Here is a 17049-nt window from a genome sequence, read left to right as displayed (position 1 = left end):
GCAACCAACAGCCGCGCTGCGCCACCTGAAAGCTCCGCGCATCTGTCGGTTGCTCCACCTGCGCCTGTCGGCGTATCAACCCAAAGGGCTCCGGTTCCGGCTGGATGAAAGTTCAGTGGCAGGCCACTCGCTCAAGACGAACATGGCCAAAACCACAGGCTGGTCTCCCAAGGGGACGCGCCTGACCTGTCATGCGCCTTTCGGCCACTGGAACACCCAGACATTCATCGCCGCATCGCGCCACGACCGTTTGGATGCGCCATGGGTCATCAATGGCGCGATGAACCGCGACCTCTTCGAGCTTTATGTCGAGACCCAGCTCGCCCCGACTCTGCACACCGGCGATGTGATCATTCTGGACAATTTGTCATCCCACAAAAGCCCCAAGGCGGCCAAGGCCATGCGCGCGGTCGGCGCATGGTTCCTGTTCCTGCCGCCCTACAGCCCCGATCTGAACCCGATCGAGATGGCCTTCGCAAAAAGCTCAAGGCACTTATCCGAAGAGCTGCTGCACGGACCTACGACCATCTCTGGCGCGCCGTTGGACACGCCTGTGATCTCTTCACCGACAAGGAATGCTACAACTTCTTCAAAGCCGCTGGTTATGAAACCAATTGAACGCAACACGCTCTAGGTGTTCAATCCCACGGTTTGATGGTGTGATCCTTTCACAGGAATGGAAGGAAGCACTATGGGACAAGTTCGTCACGGCAGCGCCACGACCACGCACGCCGTCAGAGCTGCAATACAGCGATCGCAGGCTTCGCTCTCGGAGTTGAGCCGGGAGTTGGGGATCAANCTCGGGCCGGTCTTCTGATCCTCAACCGTCTGGCGCTTCCGCCACTTCGCAACCGTCTTGGGGTTGATCCCCAAATCCCGGCTCAACTCCGAGAGCGAAGCCTGCGATCGCTGTATTGCAGCTCTGATGGCGTGCGTGGTCGTGGCGCTGCCGTGACGAACTTGTCCCATAGTGCTTCCTTCCATTCCTGCGAAAGGATCACACCATCAAACCGTGGGATTGAACACCTAGACATTGCAATAAAAACGCCGCTGAAAACTTCCCTCTGGACAGCTTGTTCGCGACGTTCACCTCTTTCTGACTGATTCCAATATCAGCAAGTCTCTCAACAAGCCGCGCGTAAGTCACCCCCTTACGCTTCAACTCTGCCTTCAGAAGGTTTGCCCCCTTCATCTCCCATTCGGTCTGCGTCAGCATGTATCACCCTAAATCTCGGGAATGCGAGGAGCCGACCTCCGCCGGGGGCGCACCCCGTCGCTCAGATCAGCCCCTCGGCGGCAAACAGCGCCCTGACATCGGCCTCGGGTCTGGCACCGTAATGGCCGATCACCTCCGCCGCCGCGATGCAGCCCATGCGTCCGGCCACGTCCAGCGGTTGTCCGGTGGCGAGGCCGTAGAGAAACCCTGCGGCAAACTGATCGCCCGCGCCGGTCGTATCCACTGGCGTCACCGCGTGCACCGGCACCGTGACCGTCTCGTCGCCCTCGACCAGCACCACGTCGTGGCCCGAGCGGGTGCAGACGATGAGGCCGCTTTCGCCCGCCGCCTGTTCCAGCGCCGCACCCAGGTCATCGGTCTCGTAGAGCGCGCGCCACTCGTGCTCGTTGCCGATCACGAAATCCAGTTCGCGCAGCAGCCCGCGAAAATCGTTGCGGTGGCGGTCCACGCAGAACGGGTCCGACAGCGTGATGCCGGCGCGGCCGCCACCCGCCCGCGCCGCCCGTGCGGCCTGTTCGAACGCCGCCTTACCCTTGGGCTTGTCGAAGAGATAGCCCTCCAGGAACAATAGCCCCGCCTGCCCCGCCACCGCCTCCGGCACGTCGCCCTCGTCCAGTTCGGTCGAGATGCCGAGATAGGTGTTCATCGACCGTTCGCCATCGGACGTCACGAAGATCATCGAGCGCGAGGTGGGAAGATCGCCGTCACCGCGCGGTGCGTTGACGAAATCGGTGCCCACGTCGGCCATCGCATCGGCATAGAACCGGCCCAGCGCGTCGTCGCTCACCCGCCCGATGAACCCGGTCGAGAGGCCCAGCGCCCCCAGCCCCGCGATCGTGTTTGCGACCGACCCACCCGGCATTTGCTGCCGGTCGGTCATGTTCTCGTAGAGAAACTCGGCGCGTTCGGTCTCGATCAACTGCATCACGCCCTTGTCGATCCCCATCCGGGCGAGAAAGGCGTCGTCGCATTGGCTGATCACGTCCACCACGGCGTTGCCGATGCCGACGGCCTGATACTTGGTCATAGGGTCTTGTCCTCGAATAAACAGAGATCACGGATGAGACAGGTACCACAGGCGGGCTTGCGGGCCTTGCAGACATAGCGCCCGTGCAGGATCAGCCAGTGATGCGCGTGGCGTTGGAAATCCACCGGTACGTTGTCCTCGATGGCGCGCTCGACCGCGTCGACGTTCTTGCCCGGGCAGATGCCGCTGCGGTTACCGACGCGGAAGATATGCGTATCCACCGCCTGCGCCGGGTAGCCCCACCACATGTTGAGCACCACGTTGGCGGTCTTGCGCCCCACGCCGGGCAGCGATTGCAGCGCGGCGCGGGAATTGGGCACCTCGCCGCCATACTCGTCCACGAGAATGCGGCTGAGCTTCATCACGTTGCGGGCCTTGTTGCGGTAGAGCCCGATTGTCCTGATATGCGCGATCAGGCCCTCCTCGCCCAGGTCCAGCATCTTTTGCGGCGTGTCAGCCACCTCGAAGAGATCGCGGGTGGCCTTGTTCACACCGGCATCCGTGGCCTGTGCCGAGAGGGCAACCGCGACGACGAGCGTATAGGCATTGACATGCGCCAACTCGCCCCTTGGCTCTGGCTCGGCGGCCTGAAAGCGGGTGAATATCTCGCGGATCGTGTGGTAATCGAGCTGGCGCGCCATGGCAGCTTAATGCCGGGATTTCGCGGGATGCGCAACATTCGGGTCGCGGGGGACGCACGCGCCGCTTATCTTGTGGCAAAGCTGTCAGGAAATGCCGATGACCGATCTCGACCAGAGCTATCACTACAACGTCATTCGCCGCGCCATCGATCTGATCGACGCGACGGACTCGGACCTCCCGCTCGACGATCTCGCGGGCGAAATGGGCATGAGCCCCGCGCATTTCCAGCGGCTCTTCTCGGCATGGGTCGGCGTCTCGCCCAAGCGCTACCGGCAATACCTCGCGCTTGGCCACGCGCGGACGCTGCTGGCCGAGCGATTCACCACGCTGGAGGCGGCGCAAGCGGCAGGCTTGTCGGGATCGGGGCGGTTGCATGACCTGTTCCTGCGCTGGGAGGCGATGAGCCCCGGCGAATTCGCCCGCCGCGGGGCGGGGCTCAGCATCCGTTACGGCTGGTTCGACAGCCCCTTCGGCGAGGCCCTGGCGATGGGCACGGATCGTGGGCTGTGCGGGTTGGCCTTTGCCAGCGAGATAGGACGCGAGGCGGCCATGACAGACCTGCGCGCGCGCTGGCCGGAGGCCGACTATGCCGAGGACCCTGCCGCCATCGCGCCCTGGGTCAAGGCGGGTTTTTCCGGGCGGGGCGAGGCCAGGCTGCACATGATCGGCCCTCCTTTCGGCATCAAGGTCTGGGAGGCGCTGCTCAATATCCCGTCCGGTCATGTCACCACCTATTCCGAAATCGCCCGCGCCATCGGCCATCCGCGCGCCGTGCGCGCCGTGGGCACCGCCGTGGGGCGCAACCCGGTGAGCCTGCTCATCCCCTGCCACCGCGCACTGCGCAAGTCGGGCGGACTGGGCGGCTATCACTGGGGCCTGCCGGTCAAACGCGCGATGCTCGCGCGGGAAAGCGCGCAGGCCGAGGGATAGATCGGAGACGGAACACCCGACGCGGCTATCTCTCGAGCGCGCCCTCAGCCTCGATGCAAGGATATGTGCTGCCATCGGGCAAGAGGCAGAGCCGCGGCAGAAAATCCGCTGGCAAGGACTGATAAGAGGGCAGCGCATGCGCCCGGTCGCTTCGTTCAAGATAGTCGCTGCACGCCGCGACGTAGTATTTCTCCCGCCGGATGTCCAAGGCATACCATTGATCAAAGGCCGCCGCCGCTGCGGCAGGGACATTGCCTGTCGCGGTCATTCTCTCTGCAAACCGCACGGCGATATCCGCCGTCATCGGCCATGTCTCGAGCGCGCGCCACATCCGCGGATCTCCGCCGGATCGCAGCTTCCAAGCAACCATCAGGCTGACGACATTGGCATCCGCCTCCATGGCGAAGACCCCACGCGCATATTCCTTCATGGCCAGATTGTCGGACGGGCAGATGTCGCCGGAAAACTGGTAAAGGTGGCGGAGCTCGTGCACGAGCATCGCGAGTGTCAGCCCGGCCCCCATACCGGAGGCGAACACGATGCGGTTCGTTTCCGGCTCGTAATAGGCTCTCGCCTCGATCAGGTCGTCCGACAGGCAGATCGCAGGCCGACGGCTGTCCAAAACCTCGAGAAGCGAGGGGAAATCCCGCAATGCGGCGCGCAACGCCGCCACCTCTTTCACCAGCCGCCGCTGATCTGACGTCGCGGCGCTATGGTACGGCGCAGCAAGACAGCTCGGCGGAGCAGCCGCGAATGCGGGCGGGACCGATCCAAGGATCAGCAGGAGAATCACAGACAGGAGCACCCGTTTCATCAAATCAGGATTGCCGCACAGCCCGCAAAACTCAATGCGCGACTGTCGCGTCCGCACCGGAACCATGCCAGGGGCCGGCGGGGCGCGCGGCTCGCTGCCGATTCCGCCCGATTATGCATTCGGAGCGGATGCGTTATTGCATATCATCACCTCAGACCCGATGTATCGTGCACAACAACCAATGAGGCATTCATCATGATCCGGACACGCACTCCGATCCTTCTTCTTTCCGGCACGGCACTGCTACTGGTCACGGCTTGCACCGATCCGGGCTATGTCGCCGGCCAGGACCCCAACCAGAAGACCAAGCAGGGCGCGATCCTGGGCGGCATCCTCGGCGCGGGCACCGGCGCCATCGTCAGCGACGACAAGGGCAAGGGAGCCGTGATCGGCGGCATCCTCGGTGCCGCGGGCGGCGCGGCCATCGGCAACGCGCTCGATAAGCAGGAAGCCGAGCTGCGCCAGCAACTCGACGACGACGTGCGCATCGTCAATACCGGCGACCGGCTTATCCTGACCATGCCGCAGGACATCCTCTTTGACGTCGACAGCGCCAGGGTGACGCCGGTCTTGCGCGACGATCTGTTCAAGGTGGCCAACAGCCTGCAGCGGTATCCCGACACCACGGTTCAGGTGGTGGGCCATACCGACAGCGACGGCGCGGCCAGCTACAACCAGAGCCTCTCGGAGCGCCGCGCCGACGCGGTGGCCGACGTGCTTCGGCAGGGGGGCGTGTCCTACGGTCGCGTCCGCGCCTATGGCCGCGGCGAGTCTCAGCCAGTGGCGTCGAACCTCACCTCCGAGGGCAAGCGACAGAACCGCCGGGTGGAAATCGTGATCCTGCCAAACGCCTGAGCGGGCGCTGCCCCGACGCAAAGCAAATGGATATTTTTGGCAAGATGAAGCGGGGGCGGTCCATCGAGCCGCCCCCGTCGCTTATTCCGCCGCGACCTCGACTGGCTCGACACGCACCGCCGAGTACTTGAACTCGGGGATCTTGCCATACGGGTCAAGCGCCGGATTGGTCAGGATGTTGGCCGCCGCCTCGACATAGGCGAAGGGCAAAAACACCATGTCCGGCGCGATCGCGCGATCGGCGCGCGCCATGATCCGGATCGAGCCGCGCTTGGTGGTCAGTTGCACCATGCCGCCCGGCTCCACCCCCATCTTGCGCAGGGTCGAGGGATGCATCGAGCAGTTGGCCTCGGGCTCCACCGCGTCGAGCACGCTGGCACGCCGGGTCATCGAGCCGGTGTGCCAGTGCTCCAACTGTCGGCCCGTGGTCAGCACCATCGGGTAATCGGCGTCCGGCACGTCATCGGGCGGGATGATCGAGGCGGGGGTAAAGCGCGCCCGCCCCTCGGGCCGCGGGAAGCCGTCGCCGAACACCACCGCCTCACCCGGGCCATCGGGCGTCTTGCATGGGTAGGTGACGGCGTTCTCGCGTTCCAGCCGCTCCCAGGTGATATTGTCGAGCGAGCGCATGTTGATCTTCATCTCGGCAAACACGTCCGCCGGGCTGTCATACTGCCAGCCAAGCCCCATCCGGTTGGCCAGCGCCATCGTGATCGCCCAATCCTCGCGCGCCTCGCCCGGGGGGCGGACCGCGAGGCGGCCCATCTGCACCTGCCGGTTGGTGTTGGTAACCGTGCCGGACTTCTCGTAGAAGGCAGAGGCAGGCAGGATCACGTCGGCATAGTTCGCCGTCTCTGTCAGGAAGATATCCTGCACCACCAGATGCTCTAGCTTGGCGAGCGCATCGCGGGCGTGCTCCACGTCCGGGTCGGACATCGCCGGGTTCTCGCCCAGGATGTACATGCCCCTGATCGCGTCCGCGTGCACCGCGTCCATGATCTCGGTTACGGTGAGGCCCTTCTCGGCGCTGAAATCGCCGGATTGCCACACTTCGGTAAAGGCATTGCGCACGCCGTCATCGGTCACCGTCTGATAATCGGGCAGGAACATCGGCACGAGCCCCGCATCCGACGCGCCCTGTACGTTGTTCTGGCCGCGCAGAGGGTGCAGCCCGGTGCCCGGCCGACCCACATGACCGCACATCAGCGCCAATGAGATCAGACAGCGCGAATTGTCGGTGCCGTGAATATGCTGCGAAATCCCCATGCCCCAGAAAATCATGCCGGCCTTGGCCCCGGCAAACTCGCGCGCCACGGCGCGCAGTGTCTCGGCGGGGATGCCGCAGATCGCCTCCATTTTCTCGGGCGGGAACTGCGCGAGATGCTCTTTCTCGGCCTCCCAATTCTCGGTGAAGGCCTCGATATATTGCTGGTCGTAGAGCCCCTCCTCGACGATCACATGGCAGATCGCGTTGAGCATCGAGACATCCGCGCCCGGCTTGAACTGAAGCATGTGCGTGGCAAACCGGCGCAGCCCGACACCGCGCGGGTCCATCACGATGAGCTTGCCGCCGCGCTTGGTGAACTGCTTGAAATAGGTGGCGGCGACGGGGTGGTTCTCGATCGGGTTGGCACCGATGACGATGGCCACGTCGGCATTCTCGATCTCGTTGAACGTGGCGGTGACCGCGCCCGAGCCGACATTCTCGATCAGCGCCGAAACCGAAGAGGCGTGGCACAGCCGCGTGCAGTGATCCACGTTGTTGTGGCCAAAGCCCTGGCGGATGAATTTCTGGAACAGATACGCCTCTTCATTGGTGCACTTGGCGCTGCCAAAACCGGCGATGCTCGCCCCACCATGCGTATCCTTGAGCCGCCCGAGGCCACCCGCAGCGATATCAAGCGCCTCGTCCCAGTCCGCCTCGCGGAAGAACTGATGCCAGTTGCCGGGATCGACATTCAGGCCCTTCTCGGGCGCGTCCTCGCGGCGGATCAGCGGCTTGGTCAGGCGGTGCGGGTGGTGGATATAGTCATAGCCGAAACGCCCCTTGACGCACAGCCGCCCCTCGTTCGCGGGGCCGTTGATGCCATCGACATATTTGACGCGGCCATCCTTGACCTTGAGCGAGACCTGGCAGCCCACCCCGCAGAACGGGCAGACGCTTTGCACCTCCTCGTCGTAATCGGCGCTGTCGCCCTGCTGCTGGTCGTCCATCACCGAGGCGGGCATCAGCGCGCCGGTTGGGCAGGCTTGCACACATTCGCCGCAGGCCACGCAGGTGCTCTCGCCCATCGGGTCGTCAAAATCGAACACCGGATAGGCGTCATGACCGCGCCCCGCCATGCCGATCACGTCATTGACCTGCACCTCGCGGCAGGCGCGCACACACAGGTTGCACTGGATGCAGGCATCCAGATTGACGCGCATCGCCACGTGGCTGTCGTCGAGCAGCGGCACGCGGTCCTTCTCCACCTTTGGAAAGCGGCTGTGGCTCACGCCATTGGCCTCGGCCATATCCCACAGGTGGCTCGACGCGTCATGCGACACGTCACGCTCGGGCTGATCGGCGAGCAGCATCTCGACCACCATTTTGCGCGCGCCTGTCGCCCGCGCGGAATCGGTTGTCACCACCATGCCATCGCGCGCCTCGCGGATGCACGAGGCCACCAGGACGCGCTCGCCCTCGACCTCGACCATGCAGGCGCGGCAATTGCCGTCGGGGCGGTATCCGGGTGCCGGTTTGTGGCAAAGGTGGGGGATCACCAGGCCGCGGCCATTGGCCACCTCCCAGATGGTCTGGCCAGCCTCGGCCTCGACCTCGCGGCCATCGAGCGTCAATCGGATCGTCTGGGCCATGGCGCGCCTCCCTTGCCTCGCAGCTTATAAAACATGGGTGCGGCAAACCGGGACTGTCAATCCCGACACAAGCACGCGGTTTTGCGCCACCGCGCCACCGGGAGACACCAAAGCAAAACGCGCCGCGGTCTCCCGCGGCGCGCCGATGCAATCAAGTGAGCGGTGGGCGGATCAGTCCGCCGCTTCCTCGCTTTTCGCTTCTTCGCCGGTCTCCTGGTCCACGACCTTCATCGACAGGCGGACCTTGCCGCGATCGTCAAAGCCCAGCAGCTTGACCCAGACCTCCTGGCCCTCCTTGAGCACGTCGGAGGGATGGTTCAGGCGGCGGTTCTCGATCTGGCTCACATGCACCAGACCGTCGCGCTTGCCAAAGAAGTTCACGAACGCGCCGAAATCGACGATCTTGACGACGGTACCCTTGTAGATCTTGCCTTCCTCGGGCTCGGCCACGATCGAGTAGATCATGTCATAGGCCTTCTGGATGGCGTCGCCGTTGGGCGAGGCGATCTTGATGGTTCCCTCATCGTTGATGTCGACCTTGGCCCCCGAGACCTCGACGATCTCGCGGATCACCTTGCCGCCAGAGCCGATCACTTCACGGATCTTGTCGGTGGGGATCTGCATGGTCTCGATGCGCGGGGCATGGACGCTGAACTCGTTGGCACCCGAGAGCGCCTTGTCCATCTCGCCCAGGATGTGCATCCGGCCTTCCTTGGCCTGTGCAAGCGCGACGCGCATGATCTCGGGGGTGATCCCCGCGACCTTGATGTCCATCTGCAAGGACGTGATGCCCTCGGCAGTGCCCGCGACCTTAAAATCCATGTCGCCGAGATGGTCCTCGTCACCGAGGATGTCCGACAGCACCGCGTAAGAGCCGTCTTCCTCCAGCACGAGGCCCATCGCCACGCCCGCGACGGACGTCTTGAGCGGCACGCCCGCATCCATCATCGACAGCGACCCGCCACAGACCGAGGCCATCGACGATGACCCGTTCGATTCCGTGATCTCGGAAACCAGCCGGATCGTGTAGGGGAAATCGGTCGCCGGCGGCAGCACCGCCTGAAGCGCGCGCCACGCGAGCTTGCCGTGACCGATCTCGCGCCGACCCGGAGGACCGACGCGCCCCGCCTCGCCGACCGAGTAGGGCGGGAAGTTGTAGTGCAGCAGGAAGTTGGACTTGAAGTTGCCATGCAGCGCATCGACGAATTGCTCGTCATCGCCGGTGCCGAGCGTCGTGACCACCAGGCCCTGCGTCTCGCCACGGGTGAAAAGCGCCGAGCCATGCGTGCGCGGCAGTAGGCCGGTCTCGCAGGCGATGGGGCGAATCTCATCCAGACGACGACCGTCGATCCGGTTGCCGTTCTTCACCACGTCGCCACGCAGCACCACCGACTCGAGCTTCTTGAGCGCGGCGCCGAGGTTGGCATCCTCAAGCTGTTCCTCGCTCAATTGCGCCTTGATCGCCTCTTTCGCAGCAGAGATCGCGTGCGTGCGCTCCTGCTTGTCGCGAATGGCAAAGGCGGCGCGCATCTGCTCTTCACCGGCGGCTTTGACGGCGGCGAAAAGCTCCGAGTAATCCGGCGGGGTAAAGTCGAACGGCTCCTTGGCACATTCCTCGGCGAACTCCACGATCATGTCGCAGACCGGCTTGATCTGCTCATGCGCGAAAGTCACGGCGCCGAGCATCTCCTCTTCCGACAGCTCATAGGCCTCGGATTCGACCATCATCACCGCGTCGCGCGTGGCCGCGACAACCAGGTCGAGCCGCTGCTCGGGGTTGTTGCGCAGCTCGTGCATGTCGTCGATCTCGGGGTTGAGGATGTATTCGCCATCCGCATACCCCACGCGGCAGCCGCCGATCGGCCCGCGGAACGGCGCACCCGAGATTGTCAGCGCGGCGGAGGTGGCGATCATTGCCACCATGTCCGGGTCGTTGACGAGGTCATGGCTCAGCACGGTGCACATCACCAGCGTCTCATGCTTGAAGCCGGGCACAAAGAGCGGGCGGATCGGCCGGTCGATCAGGCGCGCGGTCAGCGTTTCCTTCTCCGACGGGCGCGCCTCGCGCTTGAAAAAGCCGCCGGGCACCTTGCCCGCGGCATAGTATTTTTCTTGGTAATGGACCGTCAGCGGGAAGAAATCCAGTCCCGGCTTGGGTTCCTTGGCAAAGGTCACGTTGGCCATGACCGACGTCTCGCCAAGGGTGGCAATCACCGACCCGTCCGCCTGACGGGCGATCTTGCCGGTTTCAAGAGTGAGGGTTTCCTCCCCCCACTGCATCGATTTTTTCGTCTCAGTAAACATCACGTTTCCTAGCTTGGCCCGCCGGGCGTATCCCGCGCGGCCCGTTTCTTGCGGGGCCCCATGCCCCACGGCCCTCTCGTGTTCATCCTGCGACACCGGCGAAGGCCGGTCCGGGCCGCAATCGGATCATGCGAAAACCGCGCCCCGTTGGGGGCGCGGCTTATGGTGTCAGCGGCGGATGCCGAGGCGCTTGATGAGGTCGCGATAGCGGTCCTCGTTCTTGCCGCGCAGGTAATCCAGCAGCTTGCGTCGCTGTGCGACCATCTTCAGAAGGCCACGGCGCCCGTGGTTGTCCTTCTTGTGGGTCTTGAAATGCTCGGTCAGGGTGGTGATCCGCGAGGTCAGGATGGCGACCTGTACTTCGGGAGAGCCGGTATCGCCCTCCTTGGTCGCAAAGTCCTTGATAACGCGGGATTTCTCTTCGACAGTGATCGACATCGGTCTCTCCTTCGGTCCGGGGGTTGCGGGCACAAGCCGGGATGTCGTCCAGCAAGGTCCGTTTCCCCGCCACGTTGCCGCGCCGGGGGGTCTCGCGCGTATAGGCCAACTGCGCGCGAAAGAAAAGCATGAATCCGCCCCGGGCAAGGCCCGCGATCACCACCGCCTCACCCGGCGGTCAGCACCGGCATCTGCACCTGCGCCACCAGCGCGACATGGTCAAGCGTCAGCCCCTCGGCATCGGCAATGCGCGCGATCTCGATACCGTCGAGCAGCAGGCGCTGCGCCGCCGGATCGTCGGCATCCGGTTCGAGAGTGATCTCGGGCTCCGCCCCCTCCGGTGCGTCATGAAACACCATAAGCATGTCGTCCGCCGCCGAAAAACCGAGGATTTCCGCCTGGTGATCGGCGTCGAGCCAGTCGCCCAGCATCACCGTGTCGGACCCACCGCCGGTGGTCACGATATCGCCGCGCCCCGCCACGATCACGTCGTCGCCACCGCCGCCGTTGAGGTAATCGCGTCCGGTATCGGTATCGTCGATGCCACCCGTCGCCGGGTCGTCCACGATCCCCGTCACCGTATCATCGCCATGCCCGCCAAACAGCGTGTCCGACCCCATGCCGCCATCCAGCCGGTCATCGTCGAGGTCGCCGTGCAGCGCGTCGTCACCCTCCCCGCCCGAGAGCGTATCGTTCCCGGCGCTGCCCACGAGGCTGTCATCGCCGTCGCCGCCCGACAGTATGTCATCGCCGTTGTGCCCGAACAGCCGGTCGTCGCCCGCCTCGCCATCGAGCGTATCGGCCCCGTCCTCGCCGTGCAGCGTGTCATCGCCCGCGCCACCGCGCAATTCGTCATCACCGTCGCCACCGCGCAACTCATCCGCACCACCGTTCCCGTCGATCACGTCCGCTCCGCCGCGTCCGCCGATCATCTCGGGATCGTCGCCGCCGGTGATGGTCTCGGCAACGTCCGTGCCATCAACGATTTGCCACCCCGTTGCCGCGTCGGTGTCTTCGGGCCCGCTTTCACTGTCGACCACGTCTTGCGTGGCGATGCCGTCATCCGCCACCGCATCCAGTACCGCGTTCAACAGGTCCGATCCATCGCCAGAGACGGCTACGTCCGAACCGGACGCATCGCTCCCGTTGCCGGTTTCGGACCCGTCTGCCGACGCGTCGTCCGTCTCACCGCCAAGCCCGACAAACGCCGTGGCCCCAAAGGCGGCCATCCCCAGAAGACTCGCAATAAACAACATCACAAAACCTCGCGCACCACCGCACGAGAATGCCACCCGCTGCACGCAACAGGCAACATATATCTGGCAGGCTGGTTAATGCTCCTTGGCGACTGCCTCAGGGGCACGGCCCGGCGGATAAACCTCGTAGCCCGGCTCCTCGGGTTCGTCATCGACCATATCCGCCGGAAACCCCGGTGCCGTGATGTCGAGCCCCGTAGCCTCCTCCAGCCGCCGGATGATGTCGTCCGATTGCGCCCGCGCGCCATAGCGCGCCATCCCGTCGCGGAAGATGTCGATCATCATCGGCGAGATTTCCAGCGGTACGCCCGCGCGCTCGGCGATGGACTGGAACAGGCCGATATCCTTCATCACCAGGTCCATGGTGAAATTGATATCGCGCGAGCCGTTGAGGATCACCTGGCTCTCCGTCTCGTGGACGAAGGACGTGCCCGAACTGATCCGGATCGCCTCATAGGTGGTGGCAAGGTCCATCCCCGCCGCCTTCATCGTCACCAGCGCCTCGCAGATCGACAGCAGGTTGGCGGTCGCGAGGTAGTTGGTCATGACCTTCAGCACCGAGGCGCTGCCCAGCTCGCCGGTATGCAGCACCCGCCGCCCCAGCGTCGTCAGCAGCGGCAGGATGCGCTCGAACGTGGCGCGGTCGCAGCCCGCAAAGATCGAGATATTGCCCGTCGCCGCCCGGTGACAACCACCCGAGACCGGGCAATCCACCGCCGCCCCGCCGCGCTCGATCACCATGCCGCCCAGGCGGGTGATCTCGGCGGCGTCGGTGGTGGACATCTCCATCCATATCTTGCCGGGTGCCACCTCGGGCAGCATTTCCTCCATCACCGCCGCGCTCGCCGCGGGCGACGGCAGGCAGGTGATGACCGCCTCGCAGTCGCGCATCATCTGCGCGGGGGTTGACGAAACCTTGCAGCCCCGCGCGGCAAAGCCGTCGCGAACCTCCCGGTTCAGGTCGTGAACCTGCAGGTCGTGGCCGTTGCGCAAGAGGCTCCCGGCCAGCTTGCCCCCGACATTTCCCAGCCCGATGAATCCGATCCGCATGTGCCCCTCCCGGCAATAATGTGATTTGCCAGCCTTTCGCGATTCTCTCGTGAAAATCAAAGGGGAAATTTCACCGCCCGACCGGGGCCTTCAGGGCACCCGCAGCGTATCCCCCGGCTCGAGCCGCGGCTCCAGCGCGATACGCACCCGCTCGCGCGCCTCGGGGCCGGAGGCTTGTGCAGCGATGATCTCGGCGGCCTTGCGCCCGATCTCGAGCCGGCAAGCGTCCATCGTCGCCAGACGGCGCGGCAGACCATCGAGCAGCTCGACCCCGTTGAACCCCGCAAGCCCGATCCGGCCGGGGATATCCACGCCCTGTTCGAGCAGGTAGAGTAGCCCGCCCGCCCCGATCATGTCATTGGAATAATAAAGGAAATCCAGGTCAGGCGAGCGGCGGAGCATCTCGGCGGTCATCTCGCGCCCCTTGGCCAGCGCCGAGCCGCCGGAATAGAACTCGTGATCGGCCATCTCGATTCCGGCCTTGGCCAACGCCTCTGTGAACCCCTCGAAACGTTTGCGCGCGCGGTGGTCGAGCGGCATCTTGGTGCCCATGAAGCCGATCCGGCGATAGCCCGCGCGGGTGATCGCCTGCGCCATCTGCTGCCCGGCGCGCCTGTGCGAAATGCCCACCACGGAATCGATCGGCGTGCCGTCCACGTCCATGATCTCGACCACCGGAATGCCGCTCGCGCGCAGCATGGCGCGGCTCGCCTCGGAATGCTCCAGCCCCGCGATGATCACCCCGGCGGGCCGCCATGACAGCATTTCATATAGAACTTTCTCTTCCTTTTCAGGACGATAACCCGTCAGCCCCACCACCGGCTGAAGCCCGGTTTCCTCCAGCACGCCGGTAATCCCGGTCATCACCTCGGGAAACACCATGTTGGACATCGACGGGATGATCACCGCCACGAGGTTGACCCGCTGACTCGCCAGCGCACCCGCGATCTTGTTGGGCACGTATCCCAGCCGCCGCGCCGCCTCCAGCACGCGCAGGCGCGTGGCCTCGGACACGTCGCGCTTGTTGCGCAACACGCGGCTCACGGTCATCTCCGACACGCCCGCCGCCTCCGAGACGTCGCGCAGGGTCAATGGATGGTGGTCGGGTGGGTTCAAGACCGTGGTCCGGAAAGGAAAAGCATGTCCTCACTTAGCCCGATCGTACCTCCGCGATCAAGCCAGAGCGAAAACCCCGATGACAAACCCCGCCCGAGCCGCTAGACCCCCGCCCCAAGGCCCCGTGGCTCAACTGGATAGAGCAGCCCCCTCCTAAGGGGCAGGTTGCAGGTTCGAATCCTGCCGGGGTCGCCAGAGGTCAAACGCGACACTCCATCTTACCCTCTGAATTTAAACAATTATCGGAAAATACCGCGCGAAATCACCATCAACTGATTGCACTTTTGCTGCACATTTTGCTGCACAAATACTTGCTTAGCATACCACTTTAAGACAGCTTAGCACCATGCCGATTCATCTCCGCGGGTCCACCTACCATCTCCGCCGCCGCGTGCCGAAACGCTACGCGGGCGTCGAAGAGCGCAAGGTCGTCTACGTTTCGCTCAAAACAGACAGCCTCACCGAGGCACGCCGCAAGGAAGAAGAGGTCTGGAAAAACCTGGTGGCGCAATGGGAAGCCCTGCTCCGTGGTGACACCGACATCGCCCGGGAGCGTTACGCGGCGGCCCGCGACCTGGCGCAGGCCCGGGGCTACGAGTTTCTACCCGCCAACAGGATTGCCGAACTGCCCCTCGACGAGATCGTGGCCCGGGTCGAGGCCGCGATGCGTCCCGATGGCACGATCGACGACCGCAAAGGCAGGGCCTTTCTCGGGGCCGTCAAAGAGCCCGGGACCACCATCACAGAGTGCCTGGAAATCTTCTGGGAGCTGACCAAGGACGAGGCGGCTGCCAAGAGCCCGAACCAGCGCCGGGTCTGGGCCAACAGCTTCAAGCGGGCCATCAGGAACTTCGTCGATGTGATTGGTGACATCGAGATCGAGCGGCTCTCAGCAGATCACATGATGGAGCTCCGCGAATGGTATTGGAGGCGCATCGAGCGGGGCGAGATCAAGGTGGAGACCGCCAACAAGCAGATCATGTTCTTCGGTACGGTCCTGCGCCGGGTGAACAAGATGCGCATGCTTGGTCTCGACCTCCCCTTGAGTGACTGGGGTTTCAAATCCCAGGGCGAAGTCACCCGCAAACCGTTCAGCACCGAGTGGATTAAGCGGGTTCTGGTGGAAGGGGACAACCTGCGTGGGCTGAACGACCAGGCAAGGGGTATCGTGCTGCTCATGGTCAATACCGGGCTGCGCCCCTCGGAAGCGGCGGGGCTGCAGGCCGCGGATATTCGGCTTGATCATGCGGTGCCCCATATCGACGTGCGCCCGCAGATCGACGGGGAGAAGCGCCGCGCGCTCAAGACACGCAACTCGGAACGTGTCATTCCGCTCGCCGGTGTCTCGCTGGAAGCGATGCGCGCCTTTCCCAACGGCTTCCCGCGCTACTATGACAAGCCGGGGCTGAGCCAGACGGTGAACAAGTATCTGCGCGAGAACGGGCTGATGGAGACGCCGCAGCACACGCTCTACTGCCTGCGGCATTCCTTCGAGGACAGGATGCTGGAGGCGGGCATCGACGAGCGCCTGCGCCGGGATTTCCTCGGACACGCGCTCGGGCGCGAGCGGTATGGCTCTGGCGGCGATCTGCGCTTCCGACAGGCGCAGATTCAGCGGGTGGCGCTATGAGTGAAGGTCATCCCCTTACCTGCATGCGTGGGAGACGGGATCAGAGGCGAAGGCGAGCATTCTAAAATGGATGACCTTCTACAACCACAAACGCCCACAAGCGGCCCTTGCCGGCAGGCCACCCGCCGTGGTCTATTCGCTGAGAAGCGAAGAATCCCAACCCCATCAGCAAGGGCAACGAGTAGCTTAAATCACGCCAGACCCTGTCCAAGTATCCGGGAGCAGCTCAAACCCACCAGGTCTTACCCCAGGTGCTCGTGGCACTGCGACTATCTGGGCTTTCAGTTGATTGATGCAGACGCTTAGTCTGCCTCGAACCGAGGCATATCTTGCGTGCACGGAAAAAACGTCGCAAGATATGGTGGCTGTGTTGACCTGGCACTCGTTCTAAAACATACTTGCATCAAAAAAGGCGAGGCAGGACGTGAACCATCTTAATGCCGAAGCAGTGTCATCGGTAGTGGAGGCAGCGCTCGACCGATCCACTGTGAGTGGCGCAACACACAAGTTCTATCGGTATCCAGCCAGGTTCTCGCCCCAGTTCGCGCGGGCGGTGATTGAAGCGTTTTCAGAGCCGGGGGATATTGTCCTCGATCCGTTCATTGGTGGAGGGACAACTGCCGTCGAAGCCCTACGGGCTGGCCGTCGCTGCATCGGTACTGACATTAACGAATTGGCTCTCTTCGTCTCCAAGGTGAAGACAACAGTTCTTTCGATAGAAGAAGTCGCTTTTTTGCGCTCATGGTTCTTGCGATTTGAGCAATCGCTTAGGTGTTCAATCCCACGGTTTGATGGTGTGATCCTTTCGCAGGAATGGAAGGAAGCACTATGGGACAAGTTCGTCACGGCAGCGCCACGACCACGCACGCCGTCAGAGCTGCAATACAGCGATCG

At 63.8% G+C, this 17049-nt stretch carries 15 protein-coding genes, 1 tRNA gene and 3 pseudogenes; 8 read left to right on the top strand and 11 right to left on the bottom strand.

Annotated elements, in window-relative coordinates; translation table 11 throughout:
- Both C6W92_RS16535 and C6W92_RS18050 read left to right on the top strand, forming a co-directional pair.
- Window positions 1–634 (top strand): transposase (locus C6W92_RS16535; protein WP_164989277.1); only part of this gene is annotated, 634 nt, incomplete at its 5' end.
- 57 nt (window positions 635–691) lie between these two features.
- Window positions 692–796 (top strand): annotated as a pseudogene (locus tag C6W92_RS18050) (IS481 family transposase); the annotation flags it as partial.
- Window positions 797–816: 20 nt separating this feature from the next.
- Here C6W92_RS18050 and C6W92_RS18045 read toward each other — a convergent pair.
- The 4 genes and pseudogenes from C6W92_RS18045 to nth all read right to left on the bottom strand — a co-directional run.
- Window positions 817–969, bottom strand: a pseudogene (locus tag C6W92_RS18045) (helix-turn-helix domain-containing protein); the annotation flags it as partial.
- Window positions 970–997: 28 nt separating this feature from the next.
- Window positions 998–1216 (bottom strand): DUF6471 domain-containing protein, encoded by a 219-nt coding sequence (locus C6W92_RS16515; RefSeq protein ID WP_129435131.1) that lies wholly within the window; start codon window positions 1214–1216, stop codon window positions 998–1000.
- Window positions 1217–1277: 61 nt separating this feature from the next.
- Window positions 1278–2264 (bottom strand): adenosine kinase, encoded by a 987-nt coding sequence (locus C6W92_RS16510; RefSeq protein ID WP_129435129.1) that lies wholly within the window; start codon window positions 2262–2264, stop codon window positions 1278–1280.
- Window positions 2261–2905: an endonuclease III gene (nth, locus tag C6W92_RS16505; protein ID WP_129435127.1), complete on the bottom strand. Its 645-nt coding sequence runs from the start codon at window positions 2903–2905 to the stop codon at window positions 2261–2263. Before nth ends, C6W92_RS16510 begins: the two co-directional genes overlap by 4 nt.
- Before the next feature lie 97 nt (window positions 2906–3002).
- Between nth and C6W92_RS16500 the strand changes: the two genes are divergently transcribed.
- Window positions 3003–3836 (top strand): bifunctional helix-turn-helix domain-containing protein/methylated-DNA--[protein]-cysteine S-methyltransferase, encoded by an 834-nt coding sequence (locus tag C6W92_RS16500; RefSeq protein ID WP_129435125.1) that lies wholly within the window; start codon window positions 3003–3005, stop codon window positions 3834–3836.
- A 25-nt stretch (window positions 3837–3861) separates the two neighbouring features.
- Here C6W92_RS16500 and C6W92_RS16495 read toward each other — a convergent pair whose 3' ends face one another.
- Window positions 3862–4716, bottom strand: coding sequence for a DUF6782 family putative metallopeptidase (locus C6W92_RS16495; RefSeq protein WP_164989276.1), 855 nt, complete (start codon window positions 4714–4716; stop codon window positions 3862–3864).
- A gap of 129 nt (window positions 4717–4845) precedes the next feature.
- Here C6W92_RS16495 and C6W92_RS16490 point away from each other — a divergent pair, with 129 nt between their 5' ends.
- The gene (locus C6W92_RS16490; RefSeq protein ID WP_129435121.1) at window positions 4846–5505 is read left to right on the top strand and encodes an OmpA family protein; all 660 of its coding nucleotides are present in this window, start codon (window positions 4846–4848) and stop codon (window positions 5503–5505) included.
- Window positions 5506–5586: 81 nt separating this feature from the next.
- Here C6W92_RS16490 and fdhF read toward each other — a convergent pair whose 3' ends face one another.
- From fdhF to C6W92_RS16460, 6 genes are all read right to left on the bottom strand, one after another.
- On the bottom strand, window positions 5587–8361 hold the full coding sequence (gene fdhF, locus C6W92_RS16485) for a formate dehydrogenase subunit alpha (protein WP_129435119.1): 2775 nt from the start codon (window positions 8359–8361) through the stop codon (window positions 5587–5589).
- A gap of 171 nt (window positions 8362–8532) precedes the next feature.
- On the bottom strand, window positions 8533–10665 hold the full coding sequence (gene pnp / locus C6W92_RS16480; protein WP_129435117.1) for a polyribonucleotide nucleotidyltransferase: 2133 nt from the start codon (window positions 10663–10665) through the stop codon (window positions 8533–8535).
- A 168-nt stretch (window positions 10666–10833) separates the two neighbouring features.
- Window positions 10834–11103 carry a 30S ribosomal protein S15 gene (rpsO, locus tag C6W92_RS16475; protein ID WP_104019722.1) on the bottom strand — a complete coding sequence of 90 codons (270 nt, stop codon included), beginning with the start codon at window positions 11101–11103 and terminating at the stop codon, window positions 10834–10836.
- Between the two features lie 167 nt (window positions 11104–11270).
- Window positions 11271–12359: a calcium-binding protein gene (locus C6W92_RS16470; protein ID WP_129435115.1), complete on the bottom strand. Its 1089-nt coding sequence runs from the start codon at window positions 12357–12359 to the stop codon at window positions 11271–11273.
- A gap of 75 nt (window positions 12360–12434) precedes the next feature.
- The gene (locus tag C6W92_RS16465) at window positions 12435–13409 is read right to left on the bottom strand and encodes an NAD(P)-dependent oxidoreductase (RefSeq protein WP_129435113.1); all 975 of its coding nucleotides are present in this window, start codon (window positions 13407–13409) and stop codon (window positions 12435–12437) included.
- Window positions 13410–13499: 90 nt separating this feature from the next.
- Entirely contained in the window at window positions 13500–14525 is a 1026-nt protein-coding gene (locus C6W92_RS16460) for a LacI family DNA-binding transcriptional regulator (RefSeq protein WP_129435111.1), read from the bottom strand.
- Between the two features lie 118 nt (window positions 14526–14643).
- Here C6W92_RS16460 and C6W92_RS16455 point away from each other — a divergent pair.
- The 4 genes and pseudogenes from C6W92_RS16455 to C6W92_RS16445 form a co-directional block, all read left to right on the top strand.
- A tRNA-Arg gene (locus C6W92_RS16455) sits at window positions 14644–14720 on the top strand.
- A gap of 151 nt (window positions 14721–14871) precedes the next feature.
- Window positions 14872–16155, top strand: a complete 1284-nt coding sequence (locus C6W92_RS16450; protein ID WP_129435109.1) for a tyrosine-type recombinase/integrase — start codon at window positions 14872–14874, stop codon at window positions 16153–16155.
- 16 nt (window positions 16156–16171) lie between these two features.
- Window positions 16172–16345: pseudogene (locus C6W92_RS18205) on the top strand (integrase core domain-containing protein); the annotation flags it as partial.
- Between the two features lie 234 nt (window positions 16346–16579).
- The coding region (locus tag C6W92_RS16445) for a site-specific DNA-methyltransferase (RefSeq protein WP_164989275.1) at window positions 16580–17049 on the top strand (470 nt) is incomplete at its 3' end.

It is taken from the genome of Roseovarius sp. A46 (genome assembly GCF_004126395.1).
Taxonomy (GTDB): domain Bacteria; phylum Pseudomonadota; class Alphaproteobacteria; order Rhodobacterales; family Rhodobacteraceae; genus Roseovarius; species Roseovarius nitratireducens.
This window is presented reverse-complemented; position numbering and strand designations above follow the sequence as displayed.